The sequence below is a fragment of the Nitrospira sp. genome, from assembly GCA_024760525.1.
Classification (GTDB): domain Bacteria; phylum Nitrospirota; class Nitrospiria; order Nitrospirales; family Nitrospiraceae; genus Nitrospira_D.
Genome location: CP060499.1, coordinates 641743 through 667794, shown reverse-complemented (window position 1 = coordinate 667794; position 26052 = coordinate 641743). Strand labels below are relative to the sequence as shown.

22 protein-coding genes are annotated in these 26052 nt (G+C 55.7%); 14 read left to right on the top strand and 8 right to left on the bottom strand.

Features of this window, described 5'->3' with window-relative positions:
* Nucleotide 1: 1 nt before the first annotated feature.
* The 5 genes from H8K04_03165 to H8K04_03145 all read left to right on the top strand — a co-directional run bounded on the left by H8K04_03165 (nucleotide 2) and on the right by H8K04_03145 (nucleotide 9409).
* The gene (locus H8K04_03165) at nucleotides 2-1384 is read left to right on the top strand and encodes a DUF4340 domain-containing protein (protein UVT16577.1); all 1383 of its coding nucleotides are present in this window, start codon (nucleotides 2-4) and stop codon (nucleotides 1382-1384) included.
* 241 nt (nucleotides 1385-1625) lie between these two features.
* Nucleotides 1626-3212 carry a cadherin-like beta sandwich domain-containing protein gene (locus tag H8K04_03160; protein ID UVT16576.1) on the top strand — a complete coding sequence of 529 codons (1587 nt, stop codon included), beginning with the start codon at nucleotides 1626-1628 and terminating at the stop codon, nucleotides 3210-3212.
* 404 nt (nucleotides 3213-3616) lie between these two features.
* Nucleotides 3617-5881, top strand: coding sequence for a cadherin-like beta sandwich domain-containing protein (locus H8K04_03155; GenBank protein ID UVT16575.1), 2265 nt, complete (start codon nucleotides 3617-3619; stop codon nucleotides 5879-5881).
* Between the two features lie 302 nt (nucleotides 5882-6183).
* Entirely contained in the window at nucleotides 6184-7797 is a 1614-nt protein-coding gene (locus H8K04_03150; GenBank protein UVT16574.1) for a cadherin-like beta sandwich domain-containing protein, read from the top strand.
* A gap of 322 nt (nucleotides 7798-8119) precedes the next feature.
* Nucleotides 8120-9409, top strand: a complete 1290-nt coding sequence (locus H8K04_03145; GenBank protein UVT16573.1) for a cadherin-like beta sandwich domain-containing protein — start codon at nucleotides 8120-8122, stop codon at nucleotides 9407-9409.
* A gap of 157 nt (nucleotides 9410-9566) precedes the next feature.
* Here H8K04_03145 and H8K04_03140 read toward each other — a convergent pair whose 3' ends face one another.
* The 7 genes from H8K04_03140 to tdh form a co-directional block, all read right to left on the bottom strand.
* On the bottom strand, nucleotides 9567-10238 hold the full coding sequence (locus tag H8K04_03140; protein UVT16572.1) for a response regulator transcription factor: 672 nt from the start codon (nucleotides 10236-10238) through the stop codon (nucleotides 9567-9569).
* Nucleotides 10225-11328: a hypothetical protein gene (locus tag H8K04_03135; GenBank protein ID UVT16571.1), complete on the bottom strand. Its 1104-nt coding sequence runs from the start codon at nucleotides 11326-11328 to the stop codon at nucleotides 10225-10227. The genes H8K04_03140 and H8K04_03135 overlap by 14 nt, the downstream gene beginning before the upstream one ends.
* Before the next feature lie 111 nt (nucleotides 11329-11439).
* Nucleotides 11440-11904: a transcriptional repressor NrdR gene (gene nrdR / locus H8K04_03130; GenBank protein ID UVT16570.1), complete on the bottom strand. Its 465-nt coding sequence runs from the start codon at nucleotides 11902-11904 to the stop codon at nucleotides 11440-11442.
* 33 nt (nucleotides 11905-11937) lie between these two features.
* On the bottom strand, nucleotides 11938-13203 hold the full coding sequence (locus tag H8K04_03125; GenBank protein ID UVT17845.1) for a serine hydroxymethyltransferase: 1266 nt from the start codon (nucleotides 13201-13203) through the stop codon (nucleotides 11938-11940).
* A 19-nt stretch (nucleotides 13204-13222) separates the two neighbouring features.
* Nucleotides 13223-13690 carry a 50S ribosomal protein L9 gene (locus H8K04_03120; protein ID UVT16569.1) on the bottom strand — a complete coding sequence of 156 codons (468 nt, stop codon included), beginning with the start codon at nucleotides 13688-13690 and terminating at the stop codon, nucleotides 13223-13225.
* 83 nt (nucleotides 13691-13773) lie between these two features.
* A complete protein-coding gene (locus H8K04_03115; GenBank protein UVT16568.1) occupies nucleotides 13774-14964 on the bottom strand; it encodes a glycine C-acetyltransferase in 1191 nt (396 codons plus the stop codon).
* A 63-nt stretch (nucleotides 14965-15027) separates the two neighbouring features.
* Complete coding sequence (tdh, locus tag H8K04_03110) at nucleotides 15028-16062, bottom strand: L-threonine 3-dehydrogenase (GenBank protein UVT16567.1); 1035 nt, start codon at nucleotides 16060-16062, stop codon at nucleotides 15028-15030.
* Nucleotides 16063-16158: 96 nt separating this feature from the next.
* On the opposite strand from tdh, the gene H8K04_03105 reads away from it, so the two are divergent.
* The 7 genes from H8K04_03105 (at nucleotide 16159) to H8K04_03075 (ending at nucleotide 22847) form a co-directional block, all read left to right on the top strand.
* Nucleotides 16159-17151 (top strand): energy transducer TonB, encoded by a 993-nt coding sequence (locus H8K04_03105; GenBank protein UVT16566.1) that lies wholly within the window; start codon nucleotides 16159-16161, stop codon nucleotides 17149-17151.
* A gap of 40 nt (nucleotides 17152-17191) precedes the next feature.
* Nucleotides 17192-17803, top strand: a complete 612-nt coding sequence (locus H8K04_03100; protein UVT17844.1) for a polyisoprenoid-binding protein — start codon at nucleotides 17192-17194, stop codon at nucleotides 17801-17803.
* Nucleotides 17804-17924: 121 nt separating this feature from the next.
* Nucleotides 17925-18923 (top strand): zinc-dependent alcohol dehydrogenase family protein, encoded by a 999-nt coding sequence (locus H8K04_03095; protein ID UVT17843.1) that lies wholly within the window; start codon nucleotides 17925-17927, stop codon nucleotides 18921-18923.
* 188 nt (nucleotides 18924-19111) lie between these two features.
* Nucleotides 19112-19384, top strand: coding sequence for a type II toxin-antitoxin system Phd/YefM family antitoxin (locus H8K04_03090; protein UVT16565.1), 273 nt, complete (start codon nucleotides 19112-19114; stop codon nucleotides 19382-19384).
* Nucleotides 19381-19674, top strand: coding sequence for a type II toxin-antitoxin system RelE/ParE family toxin (locus tag H8K04_03085; GenBank protein ID UVT16564.1), 294 nt, complete (start codon nucleotides 19381-19383; stop codon nucleotides 19672-19674). The genes H8K04_03090 and H8K04_03085 overlap by 4 nt, the downstream gene beginning before the upstream one ends.
* 918 nt (nucleotides 19675-20592) lie before the next feature.
* The gene (locus tag H8K04_03080) at nucleotides 20593-22188 is read left to right on the top strand and encodes a carboxypeptidase regulatory-like domain-containing protein (protein UVT16563.1); all 1596 of its coding nucleotides are present in this window, start codon (nucleotides 20593-20595) and stop codon (nucleotides 22186-22188) included.
* A gap of 233 nt (nucleotides 22189-22421) precedes the next feature.
* On the top strand, nucleotides 22422-22847 hold the full coding sequence (locus tag H8K04_03075) for a hypothetical protein (GenBank protein UVT16562.1): 426 nt from the start codon (nucleotides 22422-22424) through the stop codon (nucleotides 22845-22847).
* 146 nt (nucleotides 22848-22993) lie between these two features.
* On the opposite strand, the gene H8K04_03070 is transcribed toward H8K04_03075, so the two are convergent.
* Nucleotides 22994-23821 (bottom strand): uroporphyrinogen-III synthase, encoded by an 828-nt coding sequence (locus H8K04_03070; GenBank protein ID UVT16561.1) that lies wholly within the window; start codon nucleotides 23819-23821, stop codon nucleotides 22994-22996.
* Nucleotides 23822-23849: 28 nt separating this feature from the next.
* On the opposite strand from H8K04_03070, the gene H8K04_03065 reads away from it, so the two are divergent.
* Together H8K04_03065 and H8K04_03060 are read left to right on the top strand one after the other, a co-directional pair.
* On the top strand, nucleotides 23850-24401 hold the full coding sequence (locus H8K04_03065; protein UVT16560.1) for a VOC family protein: 552 nt from the start codon (nucleotides 23850-23852) through the stop codon (nucleotides 24399-24401).
* Entirely contained in the window at nucleotides 24398-26029 is a 1632-nt protein-coding gene (locus tag H8K04_03060; protein UVT16559.1) for an MBL fold metallo-hydrolase, read from the top strand. Before H8K04_03065 ends, H8K04_03060 begins: the two co-directional genes overlap by 4 nt.
* Nucleotides 26030-26052 lie beyond the last annotated feature (23 nt).

The following is a 26052-nucleotide window of genomic DNA, read 5'->3' as shown; positions in this document are numbered from 1 at the left end:
TATGACGCGCTACTGGCCGACTTTACTCATGTTTGCCGTGCTGGCCGGTCTGGGTGGCTACCTCTATCTCGTCGAATTTCCCGCTAAGCAGCGAGAAGAGAAACAGGAAAGCGAGCAGAAGCAACTTCTGCTTTTCCCGGAAACCGCGATCACCGGACTCTCCATCACCACCGCTCAGGGACCGATCGAATTCAAGCTGGCGGAACCCGGCAAGTGGACTATCGTAGCACCGCTTCAAACGGATGCGGATAACCGCGAGGTACAGGCACTCATTCGAGCGCTGGTGACAGGGGCCGTGAACAGAACGGTTGAAGAGCAAGCCACCACGCTGGCGCCATTCGGGCTTGAACAGCCGGTGACTACTCTCACCATCACAGCCGGGACGCAACAAGAGACGATTTTGATCGGCGACAGCGGTCCCCTTTCAAATACTCTCTATGTGCTGCGTGTATCGGACCGGCGTGTGCTCCTGACGAACCTGGCGCCGAAAGACTTCATCAATAAATCCTTGATGGCGTTCCGCCGGAAAGAGCTGCTGAGATTCGTGCAAAACGACATCGAGCGGGTTCGCCTGACCTACCCGACGACCGAGATCGTGATCTACAATATGGCCAAGGACAAGCCCAAGCCCTTGTGGAAAATCCGTTATCCGATCGAAGCTGAAGCAGACCAGAATGAAGTTCGCTCAATGATGTTTCGATTGGAAGACCTGAAGGCGCTCGGCATCATCGATCCCGGCCCCGAACGAGAAGCCATTGCCAAGACCCTGACGACGCCAAAAGTGAAGGTCACATTGCATACCGCCGCCGGCGACCAATCAGTCCGGCTCTATCAACCCGATCCCCAAAGCGGCGAGGCCATTGCGGAAACGACGGCCGATGCGCCGCTCTATTACATCAACCCGGCGCTGCTCAAGGACCTGACCAAGGAGCTGTTCAATCTGCAGGATAAACGACTCCTCGGCCTCGACTACACGGATATCGCGATGTTGTCGGTCAAAACCAGAGATCAGCAGTATGTCTTGATCAATCAAACCGGCGAGTGGGTGCTCGAAGACCAGCCTACGGATAAGGTGAGCCAAGAGGCGGCGGATCTCTTCGTCAGTCGAGTTGCGAATCTGCCGGCCGAGGAACGCGTGATGAAGCAGTCGGCGCCGCTGGCTCCGTATGGACTATTGGCGCCCAGTGCGGAATTTGTCGCCACCGGCAAAGACGGCAAAACCATCGGAAAACTGACGCTCGGCAACCATGCAGGTAATCTTGTCTTTGCCACCGGCCAACGTCTGCAGGGTGTGTTTCAAGTGCGTCCTGAGCTCCTCACTCAGATTCCACTCAAGACCGACCTTCTCGCCAAACCGCAGGGCACCCAAGGAACCGGGCATTGATCGCCTCGCCGTCAAAGATGTCCGATGGTCTTGTGACTACCGGAACCTTCAGCGTTCTAGCTCCGAAATAATGATTTCAATCTCGGATCTTTCGCTCCTCACAATTCAGGCAAACCCTTACCTATGTAGGGCTAGACCGATTTCAGACCCTCTCGTAGTATCCAGTTCTACCCTGTGAATTCACAGGAATTTTGATAGCCCTCATTCCTACATTCTGACAAGCGAATATAGGTGGGTCTATATGAAACCAACCCTGACTGCCATATGCCAATACCTAGCGGCCACCCTCCTTGTTGCTCTCTGCTTGAGTGCCTTGGGCTGTGCGGATACAGTGTCGATTTCAGATGAGCCTGAAGTACCGCTCTCCGGCTTAGGGATTGCCCCCGGCAGGCTCCAGCCCACATTTTCAAGCAATGTCACAAGCTACGCACTGAGAGTATCGGCGACCACGGCCAGTGTCACCGTGACGGCCAGACCTAAAGATAGCAATGTGACCATGACGATCAATGGGAACATCACAAGCGCTGGGCAGGGGCGCATCGTGACACTTGGCCCCCCTGGATCGACCACCGCCATCAGCATCAACTTGACGACACAGACTGGAAGCGAGACCACTTATAGCGTCGATGTCGTTCGGCCCTTGTCGAGCGACAACAATCTATCCGCGTTGAGCGTGACACCAGGCCCTCTGGCCCCTGCCTTTGATCCGGCTACCTTGAACTACACTGTGAACGTTGCCCCCGCCGCCACCCAAGTGATCGTCTCCGCAACTAAATCCGATCCTATTGCGGTGATGTCCGGTTCTGTAACGGCTGGAGCAGGAGTCCCAACAGGACAGGCGACGATCCCACTCGATGGGCCAGGAACCAGCAAGCAGGTGTCGATCACTGTGGCAGCTCCGAATGGCGCCGCGAAGACCTACACCATCACCGTGAACCGTCTCTCCGGCGATAACAACTTGTCGGCATTAACGGTCACACCAGGCACCTTGGCTCCAAATTTTGATCCAACTACGTTGAACTACGCAGTGGACGTGGCCACCGATGTCACCGCCGTGACCGTCATAGCCACGAAGTCTGATTCCAATGCCGTGATCTCGGGTGATGTGCCCAATCAAGGACAAGCGATCATCCCGCTTGACGGGCCGGGGACCAGCAAGATCGTATCGATTACTGTCACAGCCTCGAATGGTGACTCAAAGACCTATACGATTACCGTGAACCGTCTGCTCTCCAGCGACAATAATCTGTCTGCCTTGACCGTCGCACCAGGTTCCATGACACCTGCCTTTGCTGCAGGCACCTTAGACTACGCAGTCAATGTGGCCACCGACGTTACCGAAGTGACCGTCACGGCCACGAAGTCCGATTCGAATGCCGTCATCTCGGGTGATGTCCCAAACCAAGGACAAGCGACCATCCTGCTCGACGGGCCAGGGACCAGCAAGCTGGTGTCCATCATCGTGACGGCTCCGAATGGCACCCCTAAGACCTACACCGTCACTGTAAACCGCGCGGCTCCGGCAAGCGACAACAACCTGTCGGCCTTGACGGTGACGCCCGGCACCTTAGTTCCCGACTTTGCTCAGAGCACAACGACATATTCGGTGGAAGTTCCGCTCAGTGTCGACAATGTAATCGTCTCCGCGACCAAATCCGATCCGAATGCCGTGATGTCGGGTGACGTAACGGCTGGAGCCGGGGTCGCAACAGGACAACAGCCCTTTCTCCTCGTACCACTATTACCCGTGACAGTGTTGATCAACGTTACGGCCCCGAATGGAGATTCAAAGCTATACTCTGTTGTCATCGTCAGAACGTTATTCTAGAAATGCTCGCGCTCGCCGTTGGATTCTATTGGGTCCGACGGATCATAAGAGCCGCTGTATCGACATCGCCATACCTGTAGAAGACCTCCATAATCAGTCTCATCCGAAGACCAACGGTTCCCATTCCCTGGGTGAGTAACACGAGCGGCCTCAAAAAAGCTGGCTTCTCATCGAAAATCCTACATACAGTGTCCACCTGAGTTCCGCGGAGCCCAGCCCACCAAGGCCTGATGGCTCTTGACCTCACCCAAGTGGATCGGTTATACGTACTCCCCCCGTCCGCTGGGACATACAGTTAAGTAAGGTGGACCAGCTTGGACTCTCTCATAAGTATCTGCACCTCTTGTTAGGGTTCATAAGATGGACCTGACACTTCATACCTTTAGAGAAAGTGAACAATCTATATGATCCGCACCATGACCGTTGCCGGCCAATATCTAGCCGCTGTCCTTTTCGTCGCGATCGCCCTGGGAACGTACGGCTGTGGTGATACGGCATCCGTTAACCCAGAAGTGGAACTCTCCAGGCTGACAGTCAGTCCCGGCACCCTTCAACCGGGGTTCAGCGGCGGAATAACCTCATACCGTGTCGATCTGACCAGCAACATTGCAAGTGTGATCGTCACCGCCCAAGCGGCGGTGTCAGGCGACACCGTAACTATTAATGGGCAGGCGACGACAAGCCGCACCATTACACTGGATCCGGCAGGATCAACGACGATCGTCAGTATCGTTGTTTCAGAATCAGACACGAATTCGAGAACCTACACGGTCCGTTTAGTCAGAGCAGGATTAGCCGGAAACAACTCCTTACAGGGTCTGACGGTTTCCTCCGGAACCCTGGCTCCCGCATTCGATGCGAACGTGCAAAGCTATACCGTCAACGTCGCCAACAGCGTCGGAAGCGTCAATGTCACGCCCACGTTGTCGGATCCTGCTGCAACGGTAACGGTGAATGGACAAGCGGCGATCTCCGGTCAAGCCCGTGCCATAACCCTTAATGGCCCAGGCCAGAGCACGAACATCACGATTATCGTCACGGCTCAGAACGGAAATGACAAGACCTACCTGGCGACCGTGAGTCGCGGGGTGTCCAACAATAACAATTTGCAGACTCTGCCCATTTCACCAGGACCGTTGGCCCCATCCTTCAGCGCCGGCACGGTCGGCTATACGGTCAATGTGGGAAGTGGCGTAGCCAGTGTCACAGTAACACCGACCCTGCAAGATACCGCGGCAAGCATGACCGTGAATGGGCAGGCTACTAACTCTGGGCAGGCTCGAACCATTACGTTGAACGCACCGGGAGCAAACACCTTTATCAATATCGTCGTGAACCCTCAGAGCGGCCCCTCCAAGACATATTCTGTGAACGTCATCCGTGCCGCACTTGCTGGAAACAATAATCTGTCGGCATTGAGCGTGTCGCCGGGACCATTAGCCCCTGCCTTCAGCACCGCCACAGAGGATTACACAGTGAATGTAGGAAGCGGCGTGACCAGCGTCACGGTGACGCCTACTGAACAAGATACTGCGGCGAGCACGACCGTGAATGGACAAGTCACGAATTCCGGGCAGGCTCGAACCATTACGTTGAATGGGGCGGGATCGAACACCTTGATCAATATCGCTGTGACGGCCCAGAACGGCAGCCAGAAAACCTATTCCGTGAACGTTATCCGTGCCGCACTGGGCGGGAACAACAACCTCTCAGGCTTGAGTGTAACCCCAGGCCCACTATCACCTGCCTTCACTACCAACACAGAGGATTACACGGTGAATGTTGAAAGTGGCGTGACCAGCGTCACGGTGACACCCACTGAACAAGATACTGCGGCGAGCACGACCGTGAATGGACAAGTCACGAATTCCGGGCAGGCTCGAACCATTACGTTGAATGGGGCGGGATCGAACACCTTGATCAATATCGCTGTGACGGCCCAGAACGGCAGCCAGAGAACCTATTCTGTGAATGTCATCCGTGCTGCTCTGGGCGGGAACAACAACTTGTCGGCGTTGACGGTGTCGCCAGGCACCCTGAGCCCCGCGTTTACCAGTGCCAGGACTGCTTATACCGTAAACAACGTGAGCAGCAGCGATACGTCCATCCTCGTGACCGCCACTCCCCAGGACTCAAGTGCAACCGTGACGATCAATACACAAGGGGGGAATTCTCGTTCCATCCCTCTTCCGGGTGGTCCATCCAGCACCGAAATAGAAGTTAGTGTGACTGCTCCGAATGGTAATGATAAGACGTACCTTATTACCGTCAACCAACCAGCACCGGCAGCACCGCCTGCACCACCGGCAAGTGCACCGGATCTGATATCAGCGGATGACTCCTGTCCTCTTGGGGTACCTCCCAATGTTGATGCTGACGGGTGCGCCCCCGGCACGAGCAGGTCGGACAACAACACCAATATCACGACACCGAGATTCGCAATACCTCAGCCGGGGCCAGGCCTGACTCCAAACCTTTACATGGGTCCAACCAAGATCCCATCTACCTTTAATGCGACTAATAGTACTCTCCAGCCAACGGCACCGCTGCCTGACGGGACCCACACGATTACCAGCACAGTGACCAGTACGGCAACAAATCTTGAGTCTGATAAGAGTGGAGGCTTGCAAGTGACCATCGACAGCACGGCCCCTGGGGATCCCGGGTAAATACAACTGACCGCGTCCCGTCTCAGCAGTTAATGATGGCAGCGATAAGAATGGCTGAGACGGGAACAGTACCGGAAGAATAGACCTCTCACAGAATTTTCGTCACCGTACGGATCCGATTCCCACACACTGATTTACTTCTCTCTCGATTCGAGTCTTGACCTCATCAGTCGGATTGGCTATACATCTACCTCCTGCTCAACTAATCTGAACCCTCTCGTCATTTCCACATTTCACGTTTGGGTTCACCAGAACCGACGGGCTCATCATTTCGAGTACCAAGGGAAGGTGATCGGCTCCTGATGGGGCGCAGAATTCCATTCATCACACACGGGCTAGCTATCGCCCTCATCCTGGCGATCGGCTTCATTTTCTACGGCTGTCAAGATACCGGATCGATCTCGGATGAACCCGAGGCTCGACTCTCCAGCCTATCCGTCAGTCCAGGCGTGCTCCGGCCGGCCTTCTCAAGCAACACCGTCAGTTATGAGGTCGATGTCTCGACGACTGTGACCAGTGTCACGGTGACCGCCACCCCTGAAGACAACACGACCACTATGACGATCAACGGAACCGCCACCGGCGCGGGACAGGGGCGGACCATCACGTTAGGAGATCCGGGGTCACGCACGAACATTACGATCTCTTTAACGGCGCAGAGCGGAAGTCGCAATACCTATGTCGTCATCGTCAATAGACCGGCATCGAATAACAGCGATCTCTCGGCTTTGCGCGTGACGCCGGGCGCCTTGTCTCCCGCCTTTGCTCCAAGCACCTCGAGCTATACGGTCGACGTGGCGAGCACCGTGACTGGCGTCTCGGTGGTAGCCACCCCGGAAGACAACACAACCACCATGACGATCAACGGAGTTGCCACCGGCGTCGGGCAGGGACGGACCGTCATGCTGGGGTCGCTGGGATCCAGCACCAGCATTACGATCGTCTTGACGGCGCAAAGCGGAAGCCGCAACACCTACGTCGTCGTCGTCAACCGAGCGGAATCGAGCAACAACAACCTATCGGCCTTGAGCGTGACGCCAGGCCCCTTGGCCCCTGCGTTTGCACAAAACACCATCAGCTACACGGTGACCGTGGCGAGCGCTGTCACAAGCGTGACCGTCTCCGCGACGAAATCCGATCCAAATGCTGAGATGTCCGGTTCGATAACCGCCGGGGGGGGAACAGCTTCAGGACAAGCATCCATTCAACTCGGGGGACCAGGGACGACCACCTCAGTGTCGATCACTCTGACCGCTCCAAATGGGAGCTCAAAGATCTACCGCATCACGGTTGAACGAGCGGCGCTCGCCAGCAATAACAACTTGTCGGCCTTGTCTGTGACACAAGGCTCCTTGGATCCTGGCTTTGCTCCAAACACCACGGCCTACTCGGCGGACGTGGCGACCACGGTCACCGAAGTAACCGTCTCCGCCACGAAAGCAGACTCGAATGCGAGCATGGTGGTGAATGGACAGGGAACCAGCTCAGGCCAAGGCCGCGACATTACCCTCGGCGCTCCAGGATCGGACACGAACATCACCATTGTCGTGACCGCCCCGAATGGAATCGCCAAGACCTACCGCATCACCGTGAGCCGAGCAGCGTCCGCGAACAACAACTTGTCGGCCTTGACTGTGTCATCGGGCAGCCTGGCTCCACCCTTTGCTCCAGGCACTGTGACGTATGCTGTGAACGTCGATAGCGGAGTCGCCAGTGTGACCCTTTCCGCAACCAAGTCTGACCCAAACGCCGTGATGTCCGCATCCGGTTCGGTCATCGCTGCAGCGGGGGACTCAACGGGTCAAGTGACCGCCTCCGTGGGGCTAGGAACAACCACAGAGGTGTTAATCACCGTGACCGCACCGGATGGAACCCCCAAAACCTACCGTATCACCGTCAGCCGACCGTTCCGCTAGAGGATCGTCCTCGCATTCGTAGATCCGACTCCAATGGATCTATTGAATCCATCACTCTCCAAACCGAATTCCACACTGGGCGCCGGCAAGCGTACAATGAGAACCCCGCAGCAATCGACACAACCTGCCTCGGGCCCTTCGCAATCCTCATAGCTCCTCATCCAATGTGTTGACCGGACCTATGGGATCAGCTATACAATCACTAGGCCTTGTGAAGACGTCAGAGGCCGATTTTGAGCCCTCTCGTAGCCTTTACGCCTACCGTTTGGGTTCACCGGAACAGACAGCTCATCATCAATCGAGAGAAAGTGACCCGCATCACATGGGGCGCACGTTCACCATAGCCGGGCAATGTTTTGCTGCCGTCCTTCTGATTGTCATCGGCTTGGGGATCTCCGGCTGCCAGGATACGGCGTCGGTTAGCGCGGAGGGACAGCTCGCCAGCCTGAGCGTCACCCCTGGAGGGCTTGATCCGGCTTTTTCCAGCGATATCACAACCTATACAGTCGACGTGTCGACAGCGGACACCAGTGTCACCGTAAGAGCCACCCCTCGAGACGGCGGAACAACGATGACGATCAATGGGCAGGACACGAGCCCCGGAGAGGCGCGCACCATTGCACTCCCACAGCCTACAACTAACATCATTATCGTGTTGACGGCACCAAGCCGAACCCAAAACACCTACGTGGTCATTGTGCGCAAAGTAAACAACGACCTGTCGGCGTTAAGTGTGACACCTGGATCCTTGGCTCCGGCTTTTGTTCCAGGCACCCTGAACTACACGACGGATGTCGACGCTGCCATCACGAGTGTGACTGTCTCCGCGACTAAAACCGATCCGAACGCGGTCATGTCCGGTGCAGTGGCAGCCGGGGCGGGAACCGCAACCGGCCAGGCGACCATTCCGTTGGGCCAGCCAGGGTCGAGCACCGTGGTGTCGATCACCGTGACCGCGTCGAATGGAATTTCGAAGACGTACCGCATCACGGTGAGTCGAGTGAACAACAATCTGTCCGCGCTGAGTGTGACCCCAGGCGTGTTGATTCCCGCTTTTGCCCAAAGCACCCTGAACTACACGGTCACCGTCGGCAGTAGTATCGACAGCGTGGCCGTTTCCGCAACCAAGGCCGATTCGGATGCTGTGATGTCCGGGTCGGTGTCCGCTGCTGCCGGGACCGCAACCGGCCAGGCGACCATTCCGCTCGGAGGGCAAGGAACCACGACCGCCGTGTCAATTATCGTGACTGCGCCGAATGGAGACTCAAAAACGTACCGTATCTCCGTGAATCGAGCCACTCCCGGTAGCGAGAATGCTCTGTCGGCGTTGAGTGTGACACCAGGCGCGTTGGTTCCCGCTTTTTCCCAGGGCCTCCTGCTCTACACCGTCACCGTCGGCAGTGGTATCGACAGTGTGACCCTATTTGCAACCAAAGCTGATCCGAGCGCTGTGATGTCCGGTTCAGTGACAGCCGGCGCAGGAACCGCGACCGGCCAAGCGACCATTCCATTGAATGGGCCGGGAACGATCACCATAGCATCGATCACCGTGACTGCACCGAATGGAACCCCCAGGACCTACGCGATCACCATAGCCCGTGGGTTCCGATAGAAATATTGACGACTGTTTCGTCTCTTAAGGCCGTTTCAGCTAACCTGCCGTAGAGAATCTATCCCCAGCTATAAGCCATGGGCTTCCTCTCGGAATTGAAACTGTGACGAGTTGCAAAAGGCTGCTGCGGGCCACGGACTTGTCGCGGCAGTACCTCCTACCGCTTCGGATCGAGCTCGATCAGTCCTTTGCGAATGGCGAGAATCGCCGCTTGTGTACGGTCGTAGACTTGCAGCTTGTGGAAGATGTTCCTGACATGATTTTTCACGGTCTTTTCACTGAGGTCGAGGTTGTTCGCGATCTCCTTGTTGGTTTTTCCGTCGGCGACCAATCGTAACACTGTAATCTCCCGCTCAGTCAAATCGTGCTCAGCCCAAGCCGGTTTCTTCCCCTTCTTTTGGGCCATCAACGAGAATTCGGCCAAGATTTTGCTGGCGACGGAGGGATGGATCAGTGATTCGCCTCGATAGATCGCGCGTATGGCTGCAACGATCTGCGACGACTCGGAGTCCTTCAGCAGGTACCCTGTCGCTCCGGCACGAACGAGATCGAAGATGTATTGCTGCTCCTCATACATGGTCAAAGCCACGATGCCGATGTGCGGAAATTCGCGTTTGATCTGTCTCGTTGCCTCGACACCGCCCATACGCGGCATGCTCACATCCATTAAAATGACGTCCGGGAGCAGGGCACGAGCTTTCTCCACCGCCTCAACCCCGTCCTGCGCTTCACCGATGACCTGAATGTCCTCCTTAGTCTTGAGAATGGCGGCCAAGCCTTCCCGGACAACCCGGTGATCATCGGAAATCAGAACCTTAATTTTCTCCATTGCCCCTCTCCTCCTTATAACCCAGCGGCACCTCGACGATGATTTTTGTGCCCTTCCCCGGTTTGGATTGGACGCGTCCCTCTCCTCCGACTAGGCGCGCTCGTTCCAAGATGCCCTTAATCCCGAAATGATCCCACTTTTCAGGGTCACGCAAGACGGTTTCCAGGTCGAATCCCACCCCATTGTCGGTGATGGTGACATGCAACATATCGATCGCGATGTCCAGTTTGATCGAGACTCGGTCGGCTTTCGCATGTTTCTGAACGTTGCTCAAGGCTTCCTGAATGATCCGGAAGAGGAATATCTTCGTTCGCGGAAAGAGGATCTGCTCATCCCCGGCCACCGTAAACTTCGTGGTGATATGGGTTTGGATCTCGTAGGATTTGAAATAGTTCGTCAGGGCGGGAATCAATTCCATCTTGTCATAGTGCAAGGGCCGGAGGTTGAAAATGACCTGCCGGGCCTCCTGAATGGCCAACTTGAGTTGGGCTTTGCTCTCTTTGATGGTGGTCAGACTGGCTCTTGGATTCTTCCGGAACAGTTGTTGGGAGAGATCCAGTTTGAAATTCACTCCCGCCAGGCTTTGCACCAGCCCGTCATGCATCTCGCAGGCGATTCTGGTCCGCTCCTCCGTCACCGCTGCTCCGCTCTCTTTCACGTAGAGCCGGTACAGGGATTGATATTTGTTCAAGGTCTTCTCAATCTCGGCCGTTGCGCGAATCCGAGCCTCGATCAGTTCCCACATGAACTTGGCGCTGGCACCGCCGATGATCGTCACCCCCATGCGATGAAAATCCTGGAGAAACACCCAGACATCCGCGTCGCCCGACACATCGATGACCAGATCGACTCGCTCCATCGCCAACAACTGTCGATAATCGCGGGTGATCGGGATTCTGAGTTGTTTGGCCAATCCAAGTCCCGGCGCTTCCGGATCGCGTTCCGCGACGCCCACAATCTGCACCAGCGGGTCATTCGCAAAAATCTCCATCAATGCCGTACCACCGCGACCGGCGCCGATGATGGCGACGCTCGTCGCGCCTGAAGTCGGCGTATTCCGTCTCGCACGCTTGGGAAGCGGTTTGCTCATCGGTCCAGCACTTCCTGCACAGAGTCCGTCAGGATCACAATGGATGGTTGTCGAATCGGAGAGGAGGGAACGAGTCCGGAGAAGACGGACCATGGCTCCAGGAGTAACGTATTACCGTTCGCGGCGTTGCTGAGCCAGCGTTTTCAATTCGTCCATGAATTGGTCGATGTCCTTGAACTCCCGATAGACGGAGGCAAATCGGACATAGGCGACCTGGTCCAGCTGGTGCAACTCCTTCATGACTTCTTCCCCCACGACCCGACTTTCAATCTCCGTTTCGCCCATCTCTTGAATCCGTTTTTCTATCCGATCGGTGACGGTTTCGATAGTCCCGGTGCTGATCGGCCGCTTTTCGCACGCTTTCTTCATTCCGGCGAGGATCTTGGTGCGGTCGAACGACTCGCGTCGGCCGTCTTTTTTCACGACGACGGGCAGAATTTCCTCGACGCGTTCGTAGGTGGTGTAGCGGCGTTTACAGCCAAGACACTCGCGCCGGCGGCGGATGACCTCGCCTTCCTTGGCCATGCGAGAATCGACGACTTTGTCTTCGAGTTCATCACAGAACGGACATTTCACCGGCGGCGACCCTGCTCTCTCGCTATCGGCTGGCTAGTAGGGATGAAAGATGGGAAATCGGGCGCACAACGCTTTGGCCTGTGCACGAACTTCTTCGAGCACCGCCGGGTCCTGCCTGTGTTGAAGGACGCGGTCGACTAAGTCGACGATCTGCTTCATTTCCGATTCACGCATCCCGCGCGTCGACACGATCGGCGACCCCAAGCGGATACCGCTGGCTACGGCGGGTGGCTTTTCATCGTACGGAACGGCGTTCTTATTGACGATAATCCCGGCCGCATCGAGGGCGGCATCCGCTTCTTTCCCGGTGATGCCCTTGTTCGTGAGATTCAGGAGCATCAGGTGCGTATCCGTTCCGCCGGAGACAATCTTGTAGCCGCGATCGACGAATTCTCTCGCCAGGGCTTTCGCATTGGTGAGTACTTGCTGCTGATAGCGCTTGAATGACGGCGACAACGCCTCCTTGAAGGCGACGGCCTTGGCGGCGATTACATGCATCAAGGGTCCTCCCTGTAGACCCGGGAACACCAGTTTATCGACCGCCTTCGCATGTTCGGCCTTACACATCGTGACGCCCCCGCGCGGACCGCGCAACGTCTTATGGGTCGTCGTCGTGACGAAGTCCGCGTAGGGAACGGGATTCGGATGAAGCCCCGCTGCAATGAGTCCGGCGATATGGGCGATATCGACCAGCAGATAGGCTCCAACCGATTTGGCAATCCTTTGGAATCGAGGAAAATCCAGCACGCGGGCATAGGCGCTGGCCCCGACCACGATCATCCTGGGGCGGCATTCTTCTGCAATCTTTTGGACGGCGTCGTAGTCGATGATTTCGGTCTGGCGATCGACACCATACGAGAAGACGCGGAAGAGGAGACCGGAGAAGTTGACTTTGCTCCCGTGCGTGAGGTGCCCGCCCTGGGCAAGGTCCATTCCAAGAATGGTGTCCCCTGCCTTCAGGACCGACAGATACGCCGCCATGTTGGCCTGCGAACCGGAATGCGGCTGCACATTGACGTGTTCGGCCCCGAAAATCTCTTTACATCGTTGAATCGCCAGATCTTCCACTGTGTCGGCATGCTGACAGCCGCCGTAGTATCGCTTGCCGGGATACCCTTCGGCATACTTATTGGTGAGCAAGGAACCTTGCGCCGCCAAAACGGCGGGGCTGGCAAAATTTTCCGACGCAATCAAGAGCAGCTTCTCCCGCTGCCGGACTTCTTCCGCTTGGATCGCAGCGCAGACTTCAGGGTCTGCGGTCTTCAGTGCGTCCCATGAACCGATTGCATCGCCGAGCATCTTTTCCATATTCGAATACCTATGCCGGAGTCTCTTCAGGCTCTTCTTTCTTCACCACGCGAACCGTCACCGTCGCCGTCACATCTCTGGGCATCTTGATCGGTACCGCCACGGTGCCGAGTTCCTTGATCGGATGCGCCAGCTGAATCTTGCGGCGATCCACCGTCACACCTTGGGCGGCCAATCCTTCAGCGATGTCTTTGGCCGTGACGGAACCGAACATCTTGTCGTCCTTGCCGACTTGCGCCTCGATCGTCAGCGCAACCGCCGACACCTTCTTGGCATAGGACTCGATCTCCAGCTTTTCCTTCTTGGCCTTCTCAGCGGCGACTCGCTTGACGTGTTCGAACGCTTTAATGCTACGGCCGTCGGCCTCAACCGCCTTGCGGCGCGGTAACAGATAATTTCGTGCAAATCCATCAGCGACGTTGATGAGATCGCCGAGGTGACCCACGCCTTCCATGGTCTCTTGAAGAATGACTTTCATACCCCTGCTCCTTCACATAATAAAGAGTGCGAGGATACTGACCTGACTGCAAAATGTCAATTCTGGGGAAATCCTTGAAGGAGCTAGCGGATCACACCGAGCGATCGTCCCACCCGTGCAAACGCCTCCACGGCTTGCTTGAGCTGATCAGTCGTATGGGCAGCCGACATTTGAGTCCGGATTCGTGCCTGCCCTTGCGGCACCACCGGATAACTGAACCCGACGACATAGACTCCTTCTTTCAGTAGCGCTTCCGCCATAGACGTGGCCAGGACGGCGTCACCCAACATGACGGGGATGATCGGATGCTCGCCAGGAACGAGCCTGAAACCAAGCGAAGCCAGCTGTTCCCGGAAGAAGGCGGCATTGGCGCGAATGCTTTCCCTGAGATGGTCGCCTTGCTGCACCAGATCCAGGGCACACAATGCGCCGGCCGCGACGGGAGGGGGAAGCGCGTTCGAAAACAGATAGGGCCTCGATCGTTGGCGCAGCAACTCGACCACCTCGGCCTTCCCGGATGTAAATCCGCCGGTCGCGCCACCGAGCGTCTTCCCCAACGTGCTGGTGACGATCTCGATTCTGTCGGCGACCCCGAAATGAGCCGGTGTGCCCCGCCCCTTGGGACCGAGGACCCCGGTCGCATGACTGTCATCAACCACCACCGCCGCATCGTACCGTTCCGCAAGCTCCACGATCTGATCCAGTTTGGCCAGATCGCCATCCATCGAGAACACGCCATCGGTTGCGACCAGCCGCAGGCGGCAGTCACTCGAATCCTGTAGCCGAGCTTCAAGTTCCGCCATGTTGGAATGGGCATATCGGAACCGTTTAGCCTTGCACAGTCTGATGCCGTCGATGAGGCTGGCATGATTCAACGCATCACTGATGACGGCATCATGCTCATCCACCAAGACCTCGAACAATCCTCCGTTCGCATCAAAGCACGAACTGTATAGGATCGAGTCCTCGGTACCGAGAAATTCACTGACGGCCTGTTCGAGCTGTTTGTGCAGATCCTGCGTGCCGCAAATGAACCGCACTGAAGCCATGCCGTATCCATACGTTTCCAACCCCTTGTGGGCGGCCTGCACGATAGCCGGGTGATTCGCCAAGCCCAGATAATTGTTCGCGCAGAGATTCAGCGCGTGACCTTGCGCCACTCTGATGTCGGCACCCTGTGGGCTCAACAGTCGACGTTCGACCTTATAGAGACCGCGGGCTCTGATATCGGCAAGTTGAGTTTGGAGAGATGCTTTAAGTGAGTGATACGCCATGGTTCGTCGTCGACGTGGAATAGACGCTTTGCCAAAGATCGGGAAGGCCTGCCGTCTGACCGGTTAAGGGAACAAGACGACTTTGCCGCATTGGCCGGACTGGATCAATTCAAAGCCGGTCGCAAACTCTCGCAGAGGGAAAGAATGTGTGACGACCGGCCGAATATCGAGACCCGCCTTAAACAGTCCTGCCAACCGATACCATGTGCCGAAAAGACGACGGCCGGTGATTCCATAGACACGGATGCCCTTAAAAATAATTTCGTTCGGCAGATCGAAGCACACCGAACCGGTCGGAATGCCGAACAGAGTCACTCGTCCCCCGTTCTTCACTGCGCGGAAGGCCTGGTGCAAGGCCGGGGGATTTCCTGACATTTCCAGCGCCGCATCCACCCCTTCACCGCCCGTCATATCGAGGATCGCCGCCCCCACTCGTTCCGGTGATTCCGTCTTCGCATTGAGCACATGATCGACCCCGACCTGCTTCGCCAAACCGAGCCGATAGTCGCTGACATCGGACGCAATGATTGTGGCGGCGCCGGCGGTCCGCGCAACCGCCGCGGCAAAGAGGCCCGTCGGACCACATCCCGTGATCAACACCGTATGACCGGTGAGGTCTTCAGCAAGCGCCGCGTCGACCGCATTCCCGAGCGGTTCCTGCACACAGGCCAACTCCGGAGGGATTCCCGAATCCGTGTGCCACAGAACCCCCTCGGGCAACACGACATACTGTGCGTAAGACCCGTCTCGGTCGACCCCGAGAATCTTGTAATTCTTGCACACGTGCGCCTGTCCCGTCCGGCACTGGAAACACGCTCCACAGGTCAGGTGCGATTCGGCCGCGACGTAATCACCGACCTTGACGAGAGACACCTCACGCCCAACCTCGACGACATGGCCGCACAATTCATGGCCGATGATGCGTGGAGGCTGGATACGCTTCTGCGCCCATTCGTCCCAACGGTAGATATGCGCATCGGTTCCACACAATGACGTAGCGGCGACCTTCACGACGGCATCATGTGGACCGGGGGTCGGATCAGCCCAATCCCTCAGGGTCAAACCTGGTTCTGCGGCGGTCTTGACGAGTGCTTGCATGAACCTATTCTATACTAACTCCATCGGTTCGACACATAGGTTTAGGGAAAGAACGGGTTGCGCGGATGTCCCGACGATGAGTAGGATGCCGTGACCATGGTCCATCCGGCTGTTACCCGTCTGATCTTGGCTTGCGGCCTTCCGATCGTTGTATTGGGCCTCACGCTTCTTCAGGCCGACGCGCGGGCAGACTCTCGGCCTGCGGCGTCTCAGGCATTTTCTTCCGGAAAACGATGGGTCACGTTCGATTTCGCCGGTTCGAATCACTCCGGGGATATCCAACTCGGCCAACCGCTCGAATTGTCGATTACACTCGGCGGAGTCGCCCAGGGCCATGCGCCATTGGTCGCCATCTGTGAATCAAGCCATTTCCAGTTACAGGTCGTGACATTTACACCCGATCCTTCATCCATGGTGATGAAGGCAACGACGACCCTTGAACCCGTTCCGCCAACCCGACTGTCGGTGAACCCGAACATTTCACGGCTACAATTCACATTCGCCAGATCCAATGAGAAGAAGTTCGAGCGGATCATGACACGCATCGTGTACGTCACGTTGGAACCACCGGAACCACCGAGCCCCGACAAGGAGCCGTCGCCGCTCGATCAAAATGAATCGAGCGCCAGCGATTTGGCCACGGACCAAGCTGAACCACTGCCGGACGCTATTCCATTGGCCAGTGGACCGGTGATTGAAGAAGATCTCCTGCCGCCCCCTTCAGCGGAACAGCCGCAAACCTATTGGCACCGAGTGAGCCACCTCGTCAGCCGAAGCTGGAGTCATGCCGTGCGCCGAGTCCGTCATTCCCCGTCCAGCGAGACCGTGCATGTACGATTTCGGCTCTATCCCGGTGGACGAGCCCAGTTGATCCAGATTGAAAAAGGATCCGGGGCTCGCGAGATTGATACGGCCGGTATCCATGCCATCCTCCACGCGCAACCATTTCCCGTGTTTCCCCAGGATTTGGGATCGGAGCCCATCGATGTTCACGTGCTGATGAAGACAGGGGCGAAGGGAGGACAGGGATCTCGTGCGGTCATCAACCCTCAGAAACCTCGTCCAACTTCGAGGTCGCTGAAGAAATGACCCAAAGTTCATGGAGGCTGCGATGCCGAAAGGGGCAGAAATGAAGATCCGGGCGAGATGGATGCGGAGAGTCGTGATCACGGGCCTGTTGATGCTCCTCCCGCTGGGCGTCGAGGCGGAAACGACTCGTTGGGACATCGACCCGGATCATTCGACGATTGAGTTTCGTGTCGCCCATATGATGGTGTCAAAAACGTCGGGACGGTTCATGGACTATCATGGATTCGTCGAGATGGATGCGGACGCCAAAACCTTCAAAACTATTGAAGCGACGATCACCGCCGAGTCGATCAACACAAACCACGAAAAACGCGACGCGCATCTCCGCACTGCCGATTTCTTGGACGTCAAACAGTTTCCGACGATGACGTACAAGATGAAGCAGTACCAGAAGCAGGGAGACACCTACACAGTGATCGGTCACTTCACGCTGCGCGGCATGACCAAGGAGGTCACGCTCATCGGAACCTTCAACGGTGCGACTAAAGATCCCTGGGGCAACACCAGAGCCGGGTTCACCGCCCAGGGGAAGCTGAACCGCAAAGAGTTCGGCATGATTTGGAACAAAACGCTCGACAGCGGCGGACTCGTCGTCGGAGAGGACGTGGAAATCCGGCTTGACATCGAGTGCGTCAAAGCGAAAACTCCGTAAGTGTTATGAGTTTCAGGTTTCGCGAATTCGTGTCCTGCGTCTTGCAGCCTAAAACTCAAGTCCAGAACTCCAAGATCGAAACCGGAAATCCGCAACTCGAAACTGATACCCCTGAATGACGATGAAAGCGATGGTGCTCAACCGTACAAGTGATGTCTCCGGCAGTCCTTTGCAACTTCAAGACCGGCCGATTCCTGTTCCGAAGCCAGGTCAGGCTCTCGTCAAAGTTCACGCCTGTGGCGTCTGCCGCACGGACCTCCACGTGGTGGAGGGAGAGCTTCCCGACATTGCATTGCCCCTGATCCCCGGCCATCAAGCCGTTGGTACGGTGATACAAGTTGGCTCCCAGATCTCTGAGGTCAAGGAGGGGGACCGTGTGGGGATTGCCTGGCTTCAGGGCACGTGCGGACAATGCGCATTCTGCACAAGTGGGCGGGAAAATCTCTGCTTACAGGCGAAGTTTACCGGCTATCAGGTCGACGGAGGCTATGCCGAGTATGTGGCCGTACCCGCACGATTTGCCTACCCGATCCCGTCGACCTTTTCGGATGATGAAGCGGCACCCTTGCTCTGTGCCGGGATTATCGGATATCGCGCCTTGCGTCTCAGCGGCATTCAACCAGGGCAGCGTTTGGGGCTTTATGGATTCGGTGCGTCGGCACATATCGCCATCCAGATCGCGCGCCACTGGAACTGCCAGGTCTACGTCAGTTCCCTCAAGCCGGAGCATCAGGCCCTCGCAAGACAACTTGGGGCAGTTTGGGTGGGCGGGGCAATAGATATGCCGCCTGACAAACTGCACGGGTCGATCATCTTCGCGCCAGCCGGGGAACTCGTTCCTCCGGCATTACGAGCGCTCGACCGAGGGGGGACCTTAGCTTTGGCGGGCATTCATATGTCGCCGATTCCCTCGCTGGACTATGATCGTGAAGTGTTCGGCGAGCGGGTGATCCGCAGTGTCACCGCCAACACGAGACAGGACGGGATTGATCTCCTGCGCGAAGCAGCCGCCATCCCTATCAAACCGCATACGATCCGTTTTCCTCTTGAGCAAGCCAACCGCGCGTTGCAGGAGCTCAAGGCCGGGACCTTCCAGGGAGCGGCAGTCCTCACCATGTGATCGTGACGTAACTGAATTACCGATGCTGCTGGTTCTACGTCGGAAGCTACCGCAAGAGCCTGCCGGCAAGCGCTCGAGAGAACGCATCACTCGCATTGAAACACTAATAGTCGAAAGCGTAGGAGTTTCCACAGTAGATGGTAATGACCTATTTGACTATTTTAGCCTGATTGAGTAGAATGTGCCCCATGAAGAAGTCGAACACTGTCCACGCAGAAAACACGGTGACGGCGACTAAGGCCAAGGCGAGTTTCTCAGCCGTCTTAGCCAAAGCCGGCTATCAGGGGCAGCGGATCGTGATTAAGAAAGGGGCGCGCCCGACCGCCGTACTCCTTGGTTATGATGACTATCAGCGATTGGTTGATTTAGAAGATCGTTACGAGTCCGCCCTCCTCACCAAAAGCCTCAAGGACGATCGATTTCTGACCCTCGATGATATGACCAAGCGTCTTGGCCTGTGAGTTATTCGCTCGAGTTCTCAGAGGCCGTTTTCGCGACACTTGAAGATCTTGGACATTCCGATGCCAAACGGCTCCGCCAGGTCTTTCTCAAGATTCTTACTCTCCGCCGTGCCCCTCGTCCTCCTGACTCCGAACAACTCGCGCATTTCACCTACCGGGATTTTACCGGCTTTCGGGTGACACAGGGAGAATATCGCATCATCTATGCAATCGATGAAAAGGTTAAGGTGGTGAAAGTGGCCAGGGTCCTGCACCGCGACCGGGATTATCGAGAGCTGGATCGCATTTAATGCTGCGCGAAGCAGCCGCCATCCTAATCAAACCGCATACGCTCCGTCATTCTCTTGAGGAAGCAAACCGCGCGTTGCAGGAGCTCAAGGCCGGGACCTTCCAGGGAGCGGCGCTCCTCACCATGTGAGATGCGAGAATGACACTAAAACTGCGTATTCTAGATGCTCTAGTCAGCCCTTCCTAAGGATCTAACCGCGTTTGTTAATTGAGCAGAAATCGGCAAGCATTAAGGTTGTTCTGGGGTCACCCCTGATCAATGCAAATCTACCATTCGGGGAAAGGACTAGTTAGATTCATGCCAAAACATCATTCCATGTAGTTTTATGGTTGAGCGCACCCAGCGGCTCAACTTGAATAAAATCACTCCTATAGATATTGGTGGCCTCTTCTCCAAACTAAAAAAGCGAACCATTCTCCACAGCAAGTACTTCAATACCCACTTCGAATACAGCAATACCAACTACTACCTTTCGGGGCAATCTCGCGCTGTTGACTTACACGGACATGCGTCGCTCGCTCACGGTCGATAATAGGATGTATAGACGCGTTTATAGATGACTACTGCGCGGTAAATTGCACGGGCAGGAAAGGCACCATGGCCGACCCGAGATGCCACATCCATCTAAAGAAGCAGAACTTTATACTAGCTTATTATTCCTACTCTATGATAGTTACTTAAAACTTTTACGTAAGCGCCATACGGCTCTGTTGAACAAGCAAATTTGTCCTGTTTTCAAGCGGAGTAAGCGCGGTCGTACAGAATTGCTATCGTTCTCGGCAATGACCTTGTCAATCTGCGAGCGAGTGGACGAATAGGCCGCATGCCCTAAAACATGGACTCTCCGCTGTCTACTTCTCCACACATTATATGGAGCTGAGATTGCAAGAGCCTCACGTTAAACCAGAAGGAGAATTTCATGAGAAGAAATGTTTCCTGGATATTGTGTTTGCGGTATCAGTCCAAGTCTGCACTTTTATGTTGGATGCAGATTCTTGGCTTCTTGTTTCTTGCAACCCTTACAGGATGCGGAGGTGACACCCCCGAGACATCTTCAAATCCTGGAACCAATGGGACTATTACTGGTCGTGTTATTTCTTCTGACGGTGCGGGAGGAATTGCCAATGCCACAATTGAAGTGGGGTCCGTGCGGTCCTCATCAGGATCTGATGGGAGCTATACACTCTCTGTACCTGCAACTGGCCGGGCAGTGGTGCGAGTCGAAGCTGCCGGTTTTGCAGAGAACATTCGTATTGCTCGTGTGATGGCTGGGGAGAGCACGCCGCTCACCGTACAACTTGTCAGGGTCGGCATTACGCAGAATGTCGCCATCGCGTCCGGAGGCACGATAACCGTACCGAACTCTACGGCCCAGATTGTCCTTCCAGCTAACGGACTTGTTCCACAAACGGGTGGATCCCTGGCGGCCAATGTCGCAGTCTCGGTCACTCCTATTAACGTGGCAACTACTACGAACGGCATGCCCGGAGATTTTACCGCTTCTGTTGGTAATGCTATCAGACAGATCGAGAGTTTTGGCGCAATGGCGATCGATGTCCGCGACAGCAATGACGTGCGGTACAACTTATCCCCGGGTAGCAGCTCCACGATTCGTATTCCTGTCAGTACAAGATCCGCTAATATTCCTGCGACAATTCCGCTCTTCTATTTTGATGACTCGACCGGGCGATGGATCCAAGAAGGTCAAGCAACACTGGTTGGTATTGGCCCCAATCGTTATTACGAGGGTAGCGTGACTCGGTTGATCTATTGGAATGCTGATCTAGTGACAGAGACTATCTTCGTAACCGGATGTGTTAGAAACGACTCGGGCCAGCCTGCAGTCAATGCCCTCGTCGAGAGCGACGGCATTGACTACTCCGGTTCCTCACGGGTCTATACCGCAACAGATGGTTCGTTCCAGATACCTATCAGTAAAAATGGTAAAGCGACGCTAGCAGCTCTTGTCGGTACACAATTGACTAACACGGTGACAGCCGGGCCTGCAGGGACAAATATTGTTTTAGACCCGTGCCTCGCTATAACTACTAACTTGAGTGGTTTCAACATCAAGCTGACGTGGGGCACGCAGCCCCTCGATCTCGACTCCCATTTGTTCACGCCCAACGGTAGCCACGTGTTTTTCGGCGCGCCAGGTTCCTTGACCGCTCTGCCCTTTGTAAGTCTTGACGTGGATGACACCACCAGCTTCGGCCCCGAAGTTGTGACAATCACCAAGTTAATGCAAGGAACCTACACCTATGCCGTACATAATTTCAGTGGGACGCTGACTCCCGGCATGACAGGGTCGCCCGGTCGCGTGGAGCTCAGCCAGAATGGGAATATCAGCGTCTTTGCCCCGCCCCCTGGTGAAGGGTCCAAGCTTTGGTGGCATGTCTTCAATATTATCGTGGATGCGCAATGCAAAGTGTCAGTGACACCAGTAAATGCCTGGCTGGATCAACAACCTGCGTCGTCACCTGGTGGAACTCCGACATTCTGCATCGTGAACTAGGCGAAGCGGGGTCTCAATTAGCGGTCTATCTAGTTTTGGCACAAGAATACATGGGGAAGAGGCCTATCCAGTTGGGTAGGCCTCTCCAAAGAAAGAATGTTGTGCCGAATAAGAGCAACATGCTGGCATCCGAAGCCCTTAAGATGAGCCATCACTTTGATCGACAACTTCTGTTACTTTCAACAACTCATATGTCCCACCAGCGGCCAGTACTATTCTAGTGGAGAAACATTATGACTCTGATAATTGCAGGCAAGAGCGACGTTATTCCCCCGATGGCCATGAAGGTCGCCCTTTCACTGTGTATGGCGGCTATGATTGCAGGGTGTAGCAGTGGCACCATGGTAAACATGTCAGAAGATAAGAAAGATGACGAACCTTGCCTAACACAGGAACAAAAACTGGCAAAGGTAAAAGAACTCAAGGAGAAGGATTCAGGGTTTAAAAGCTTTGCTGAAAGCAAGATTGTGAGAGGAGGTGGCAATTTATTAGGATCCATGGTTGGTCTAGGTAATGCTGGTGAATATGCTGATATGGCGAATGATGTAAAGAAAATGACGGTAAAAGGGAATGCTGCGCGGGATTCTATTGATACCATACGCACGAAGGACTGCGATTCAGAACATGACTCCGCAATTGGAGCATCAGCAGTAAAGTAGTGCGAGAAGCGGTTGGAGGGTCCCGCGCACCGACAGGACGGTCGTAATTTGACTATGCACAACCAGAGCACGGTCGTCTGATATTGGTGCCGTTAACAGTCAATCTCTGAATTCTTGGAGCGTCCGACCTTGACATGTACCTGATCTTATCGCTTTCTATCGAGGATTTTAGAGGCTTGTTCCGACACTTCCTTGACCAAAACCCCCATCTTGGGATGTGACGGCTCGAAATCGATCGGCCAATTATGATGTCGCAGCCGTTCACTGGCCGTCGGGCCTATGGAGGCAACGACTATCTTTCCCAGTGCCTCGCGGAAGGGCTGCAACTTTCCATCTTGTGCTAACACATGTATGAGATGGTCTACTTGAGCCGCGTTGGTAATCAGCATCACGTTGGCCCGCCCCGCGATGATTTCATCGATCGCATGGCGAATCGGGGCAAGGTCTTCCGGCAAAGCCCATTTGTAGATCGGAACTGGAAATACTTCTGCCTCTCGCTCTTCCAGCGCCTTCAGGAGAGCGGGGTTTGAAACCCCATACTCTTGCACAGCCACCCGCAATCCCTTCACAGGGTACGACTGATCCAAGGTGGAAATCAGATCGACCCAGGTGTTTGGTTCTGGGACGGTTGCCGTCGCCTTGAGACCCAAGGCCTTAAGAGCCGCGACCGGCTTCGGCCCCCGTGCGATAAGAATAGTCCGCGTAAGCGCTTCCGAGATTGCCGTCCACGGATAGTACTTTTTGAGGAAGTCAAACAGCGTGGTGGTGCCGACACCGGTCAGCAGAATCAGCAGATCGATACGTCCGGCCATGAGCCGAGTCCCGAACTCCTGTGCCGCCGGATTGTTCTCCAGCGGGATCTCGCGCAGGGCCGGAGCGACCAGTGACCGTCCGCCGTAGCGTTCGATCAGGCCAGCGATCTCCGTTGCCATCCGGCTTTCGAACGTGGCAACCGTCATTCCGTTCAATGTCATTGACCTGAGCACCCTGAAGTCATCAAGTATGCGATTATACTCCAGTCGCCGATTTGGGGCAGGAGCCGATTTTCCGTTGACGGCTGGTCGTTGGTCTCCCTACTATACCAATTCCAGTTTGATCAACGTGAATTGCGATCGTATGACGGCTCCATTCCATCAAGGCCTTCGTCATCTGGCGTTACGTGTCATGGACCTTCCTCGCTCGCGGCGATTCTATGAACAGCTGCTTGGCATGCAGACCGTTTGGGAACCGGACCAGGAGAACGTATATTTTAGCTCCGGGACCGACAACCTGGCGCTCCACCAAATTCCAAAGGATGAGCTGTCCTCCTACCAGCCCCCAACGGCCCAACTTCTCGATCATATCGGGGTGATTCTCGACAGTCCACAGGCCGTCGATCAGATGTATCAAGCGGTCATGGTGAAGATCGAATCTCTGGGAGGACGAATCACCAAGGAACCCAAGCAACACCGAGACGGCAGCTATTCGTTCTATTTTTCAGATCCTGACGGCAATCTGATTCAGGCTCTGTATGAGCCGACGATCAGCAAGCTGAAGTTCAGAGCCGACATATGAGCCGGATTTGGACCAGCCTCCCCCCAAATCATCATCTGAGCCTCGCTCCCTGGTGCTGGATCCAACTGGAAAGCGCGGAGCCGCCGGGGCCCTTCCCGTTCGTATGCGGCGTGGCCTCCGAGGTCGTTGCCAGTCTCCACGAAGCGCACGGTCTTCTGTCCAGTGCGATTGACACGGCAATCAGCGATGTCTTCGCGAAGCGGGCACCGCTCGATGACCTCGATCGTCAACGACGGCTGGAGGATGCCTATGCAGAGCTGGTCAACGCGCGGCCATACCTCAAACAGCACATTCGCTGCGGCCGCCGACCGGATGGAACGTTCCATTGGGAGTTTCCGATCGATCCGACCGCATCCGCAACCGTGACCAACGGCGGTCTTCGCATTTTTGATGCGGTCAACCACCAAGTGGTCCCCATCGGGTTCAATGATCGGCCTCTGGGTCCTGTCGTCGGGAAATTGCTCGGTCAGCTCGATGGAACTCACACGGTGGACGATCTCAGATCTGTACTGTCTGCGATGCCTCGCGACTCACAGGGAGTACTGGCGAAGTTGATGGAGTTGCTGCACCTGCACGGGTGCTTGGCCGCTTCGCCAACGGCATCAATCCGGCGGCATTGGTTCGAAACCGTACGGGATCAAGACGCAGTCCACCTGGGACATGCGGCCCTGCTCTACCGACAACGCGAGACGGTATTACTCTTCGACCCATGGCTTCTGCCGTGGTTTGCCGAATCACCGATGCCGTCGCTCTGGGGCGCGCTTCTCCCAAAACCCGCCGCGGTGTTTCTGACCCACGATCACGATGATCATGTCGATCCCCGAACGTTGCTCCATTTGCCGAAAGACACGCCGATTATCGTTCCCAGCCGACGAAACCGAAAGCAGCTGTTCTTTGACTATCGGTCGCTTCTTACAGAACTGGGGTTCGATCGAATCATCGAACTCGCACATGGCGAAAGTTGGCCGTTTGAAGGCGGTGCGGTGATCTCCGTTCCCTTCTATGGAGAGGACCCTTGTGACCTTGAAATGCCCAGGAATTGCTATTTGATCTCGGATCGTGGGCATAACGTGTTGATCCATGCGGACAGCGGCCCGACCAACGACGGACGATCGGCGCTCAAGGATAATATCATTCAGCGATTGGTCGGGAAATACGGACCGATACCCTTGGTGCTGGCGTCGCAGCAACAACTGCTCGAGATCAGGAGCCATGCCGCCCACGCCCCTCTCTCCCATCCCGGCAAATGGCTGGATGTCGGTGAGAACGGGTATCTCACCAACAGCTACCTTGCCGAGGTTTGCGCGGCCGCCCACGCACAGATGTTTGTTTCGTACGCCACCGGCGGAGCCGACTGGTATCCCGATCATCTTTCTTTTATGTTCAGCTGCCGCAATCCCGCCAGAACCGCGCTGTTGACGGCTCACTGGGAGTCGCCTGAAAAGCTAAAAGACCTTCTCGCTCCGCACGAATGTCGATATCATTGTGCCCACGCCCTGGACCTGTATCGAACAGCCGGCAGGGACAGGATCGAAATCGTTTCAGCGGGACAAGCGTTGGCTCCGCTGACTCTGTACCGGTTGGACCACGGGGATCCGCCGTTTATAAAAGCCGCCGCACGAAGATGAATCATTTTCTTTGATTGAGGAGA

What these genes read in the sequence shown, in the direction of transcription:
- H8K04_03145 (UVT16573.1), top strand. Translation starts at nt 8,120, where the DNA reads ATGGGGCGCACGTTCACCATAGCCGGGCAATGTTTTGCTGCCGTCCTT.
- H8K04_03140 (UVT16572.1), bottom strand. Translation starts at nt 10,238, where the DNA reads ATGGAGAAAATTAAGGTTCTGATTTCCGATGATCACCGGGTTGTCCGG.
- H8K04_03065 (UVT16560.1), top strand. Translation starts at nt 23,850, where the DNA reads ATGCGATTATACTCCAGTCGCCGATTTGGGGCAGGAGCCGATTTTCCG.
- H8K04_03100 (UVT17844.1), top strand. Translation starts at nt 17,192, where the DNA reads ATGAAGATCCGGGCGAGATGGATGCGGAGAGTCGTGATCACGGGCCTG.
- H8K04_03160 (UVT16576.1), top strand. Translation starts at nt 1,626, where the DNA reads ATGAAACCAACCCTGACTGCCATATGCCAATACCTAGCGGCCACCCTC.
- H8K04_03135 (UVT16571.1), bottom strand. Translation starts at nt 11,328, where the DNA reads ATGAGCAAACCGCTTCCCAAGCGTGCGAGACGGAATACGCCGACTTCA.
- H8K04_03120 (UVT16569.1), bottom strand. Translation starts at nt 13,690, where the DNA reads ATGAAAGTCATTCTTCAAGAGACCATGGAAGGCGTGGGTCACCTCGGC.
- H8K04_03090 (UVT16565.1), top strand. Translation starts at nt 19,112, where the DNA reads ATGAAGAAGTCGAACACTGTCCACGCAGAAAACACGGTGACGGCGACT.
- H8K04_03165 (UVT16577.1), top strand. Translation starts at nt 2, where the DNA reads ATGACGCGCTACTGGCCGACTTTACTCATGTTTGCCGTGCTGGCCGGT.
- H8K04_03105 (UVT16566.1), top strand. Translation starts at nt 16,159, where the DNA reads ATGGTCCATCCGGCTGTTACCCGTCTGATCTTGGCTTGCGGCCTTCCG.
- H8K04_03115 (UVT16568.1), bottom strand. Translation starts at nt 14,964, where the DNA reads ATGGCGTATCACTCACTTAAAGCATCTCTCCAAACTCAACTTGCCGAT.
- H8K04_03075 (UVT16562.1), top strand. Translation starts at nt 22,422, where the DNA reads ATGACTCTGATAATTGCAGGCAAGAGCGACGTTATTCCCCCGATGGCC.
- H8K04_03125 (UVT17845.1), bottom strand. Translation starts at nt 13,203, where the DNA reads ATGCTCGGCGATGCAATCGGTTCATGGGACGCACTGAAGACCGCAGAC.
- H8K04_03095 (UVT17843.1), top strand. Translation starts at nt 17,925, where the DNA reads ATGAAAGCGATGGTGCTCAACCGTACAAGTGATGTCTCCGGCAGTCCT.
- H8K04_03060 (UVT16559.1), top strand. Translation starts at nt 24,398, where the DNA reads ATGAGCCGGATTTGGACCAGCCTCCCCCCAAATCATCATCTGAGCCTC.
- H8K04_03070 (UVT16561.1), bottom strand. Translation starts at nt 23,821, where the DNA reads ATGACATTGAACGGAATGACGGTTGCCACGTTCGAAAGCCGGATGGCA.
- H8K04_03150 (UVT16574.1), top strand. Translation starts at nt 6,184, where the DNA reads ATGGGGCGCAGAATTCCATTCATCACACACGGGCTAGCTATCGCCCTC.
- H8K04_03155 (UVT16575.1), top strand. Translation starts at nt 3,617, where the DNA reads ATGATCCGCACCATGACCGTTGCCGGCCAATATCTAGCCGCTGTCCTT.
- H8K04_03080 (UVT16563.1), top strand. Translation starts at nt 20,593, where the DNA reads ATGAGAAGAAATGTTTCCTGGATATTGTGTTTGCGGTATCAGTCCAAG.
- tdh (UVT16567.1), bottom strand. Translation starts at nt 16,062, where the DNA reads ATGCAAGCACTCGTCAAGACCGCCGCAGAACCAGGTTTGACCCTGAGG.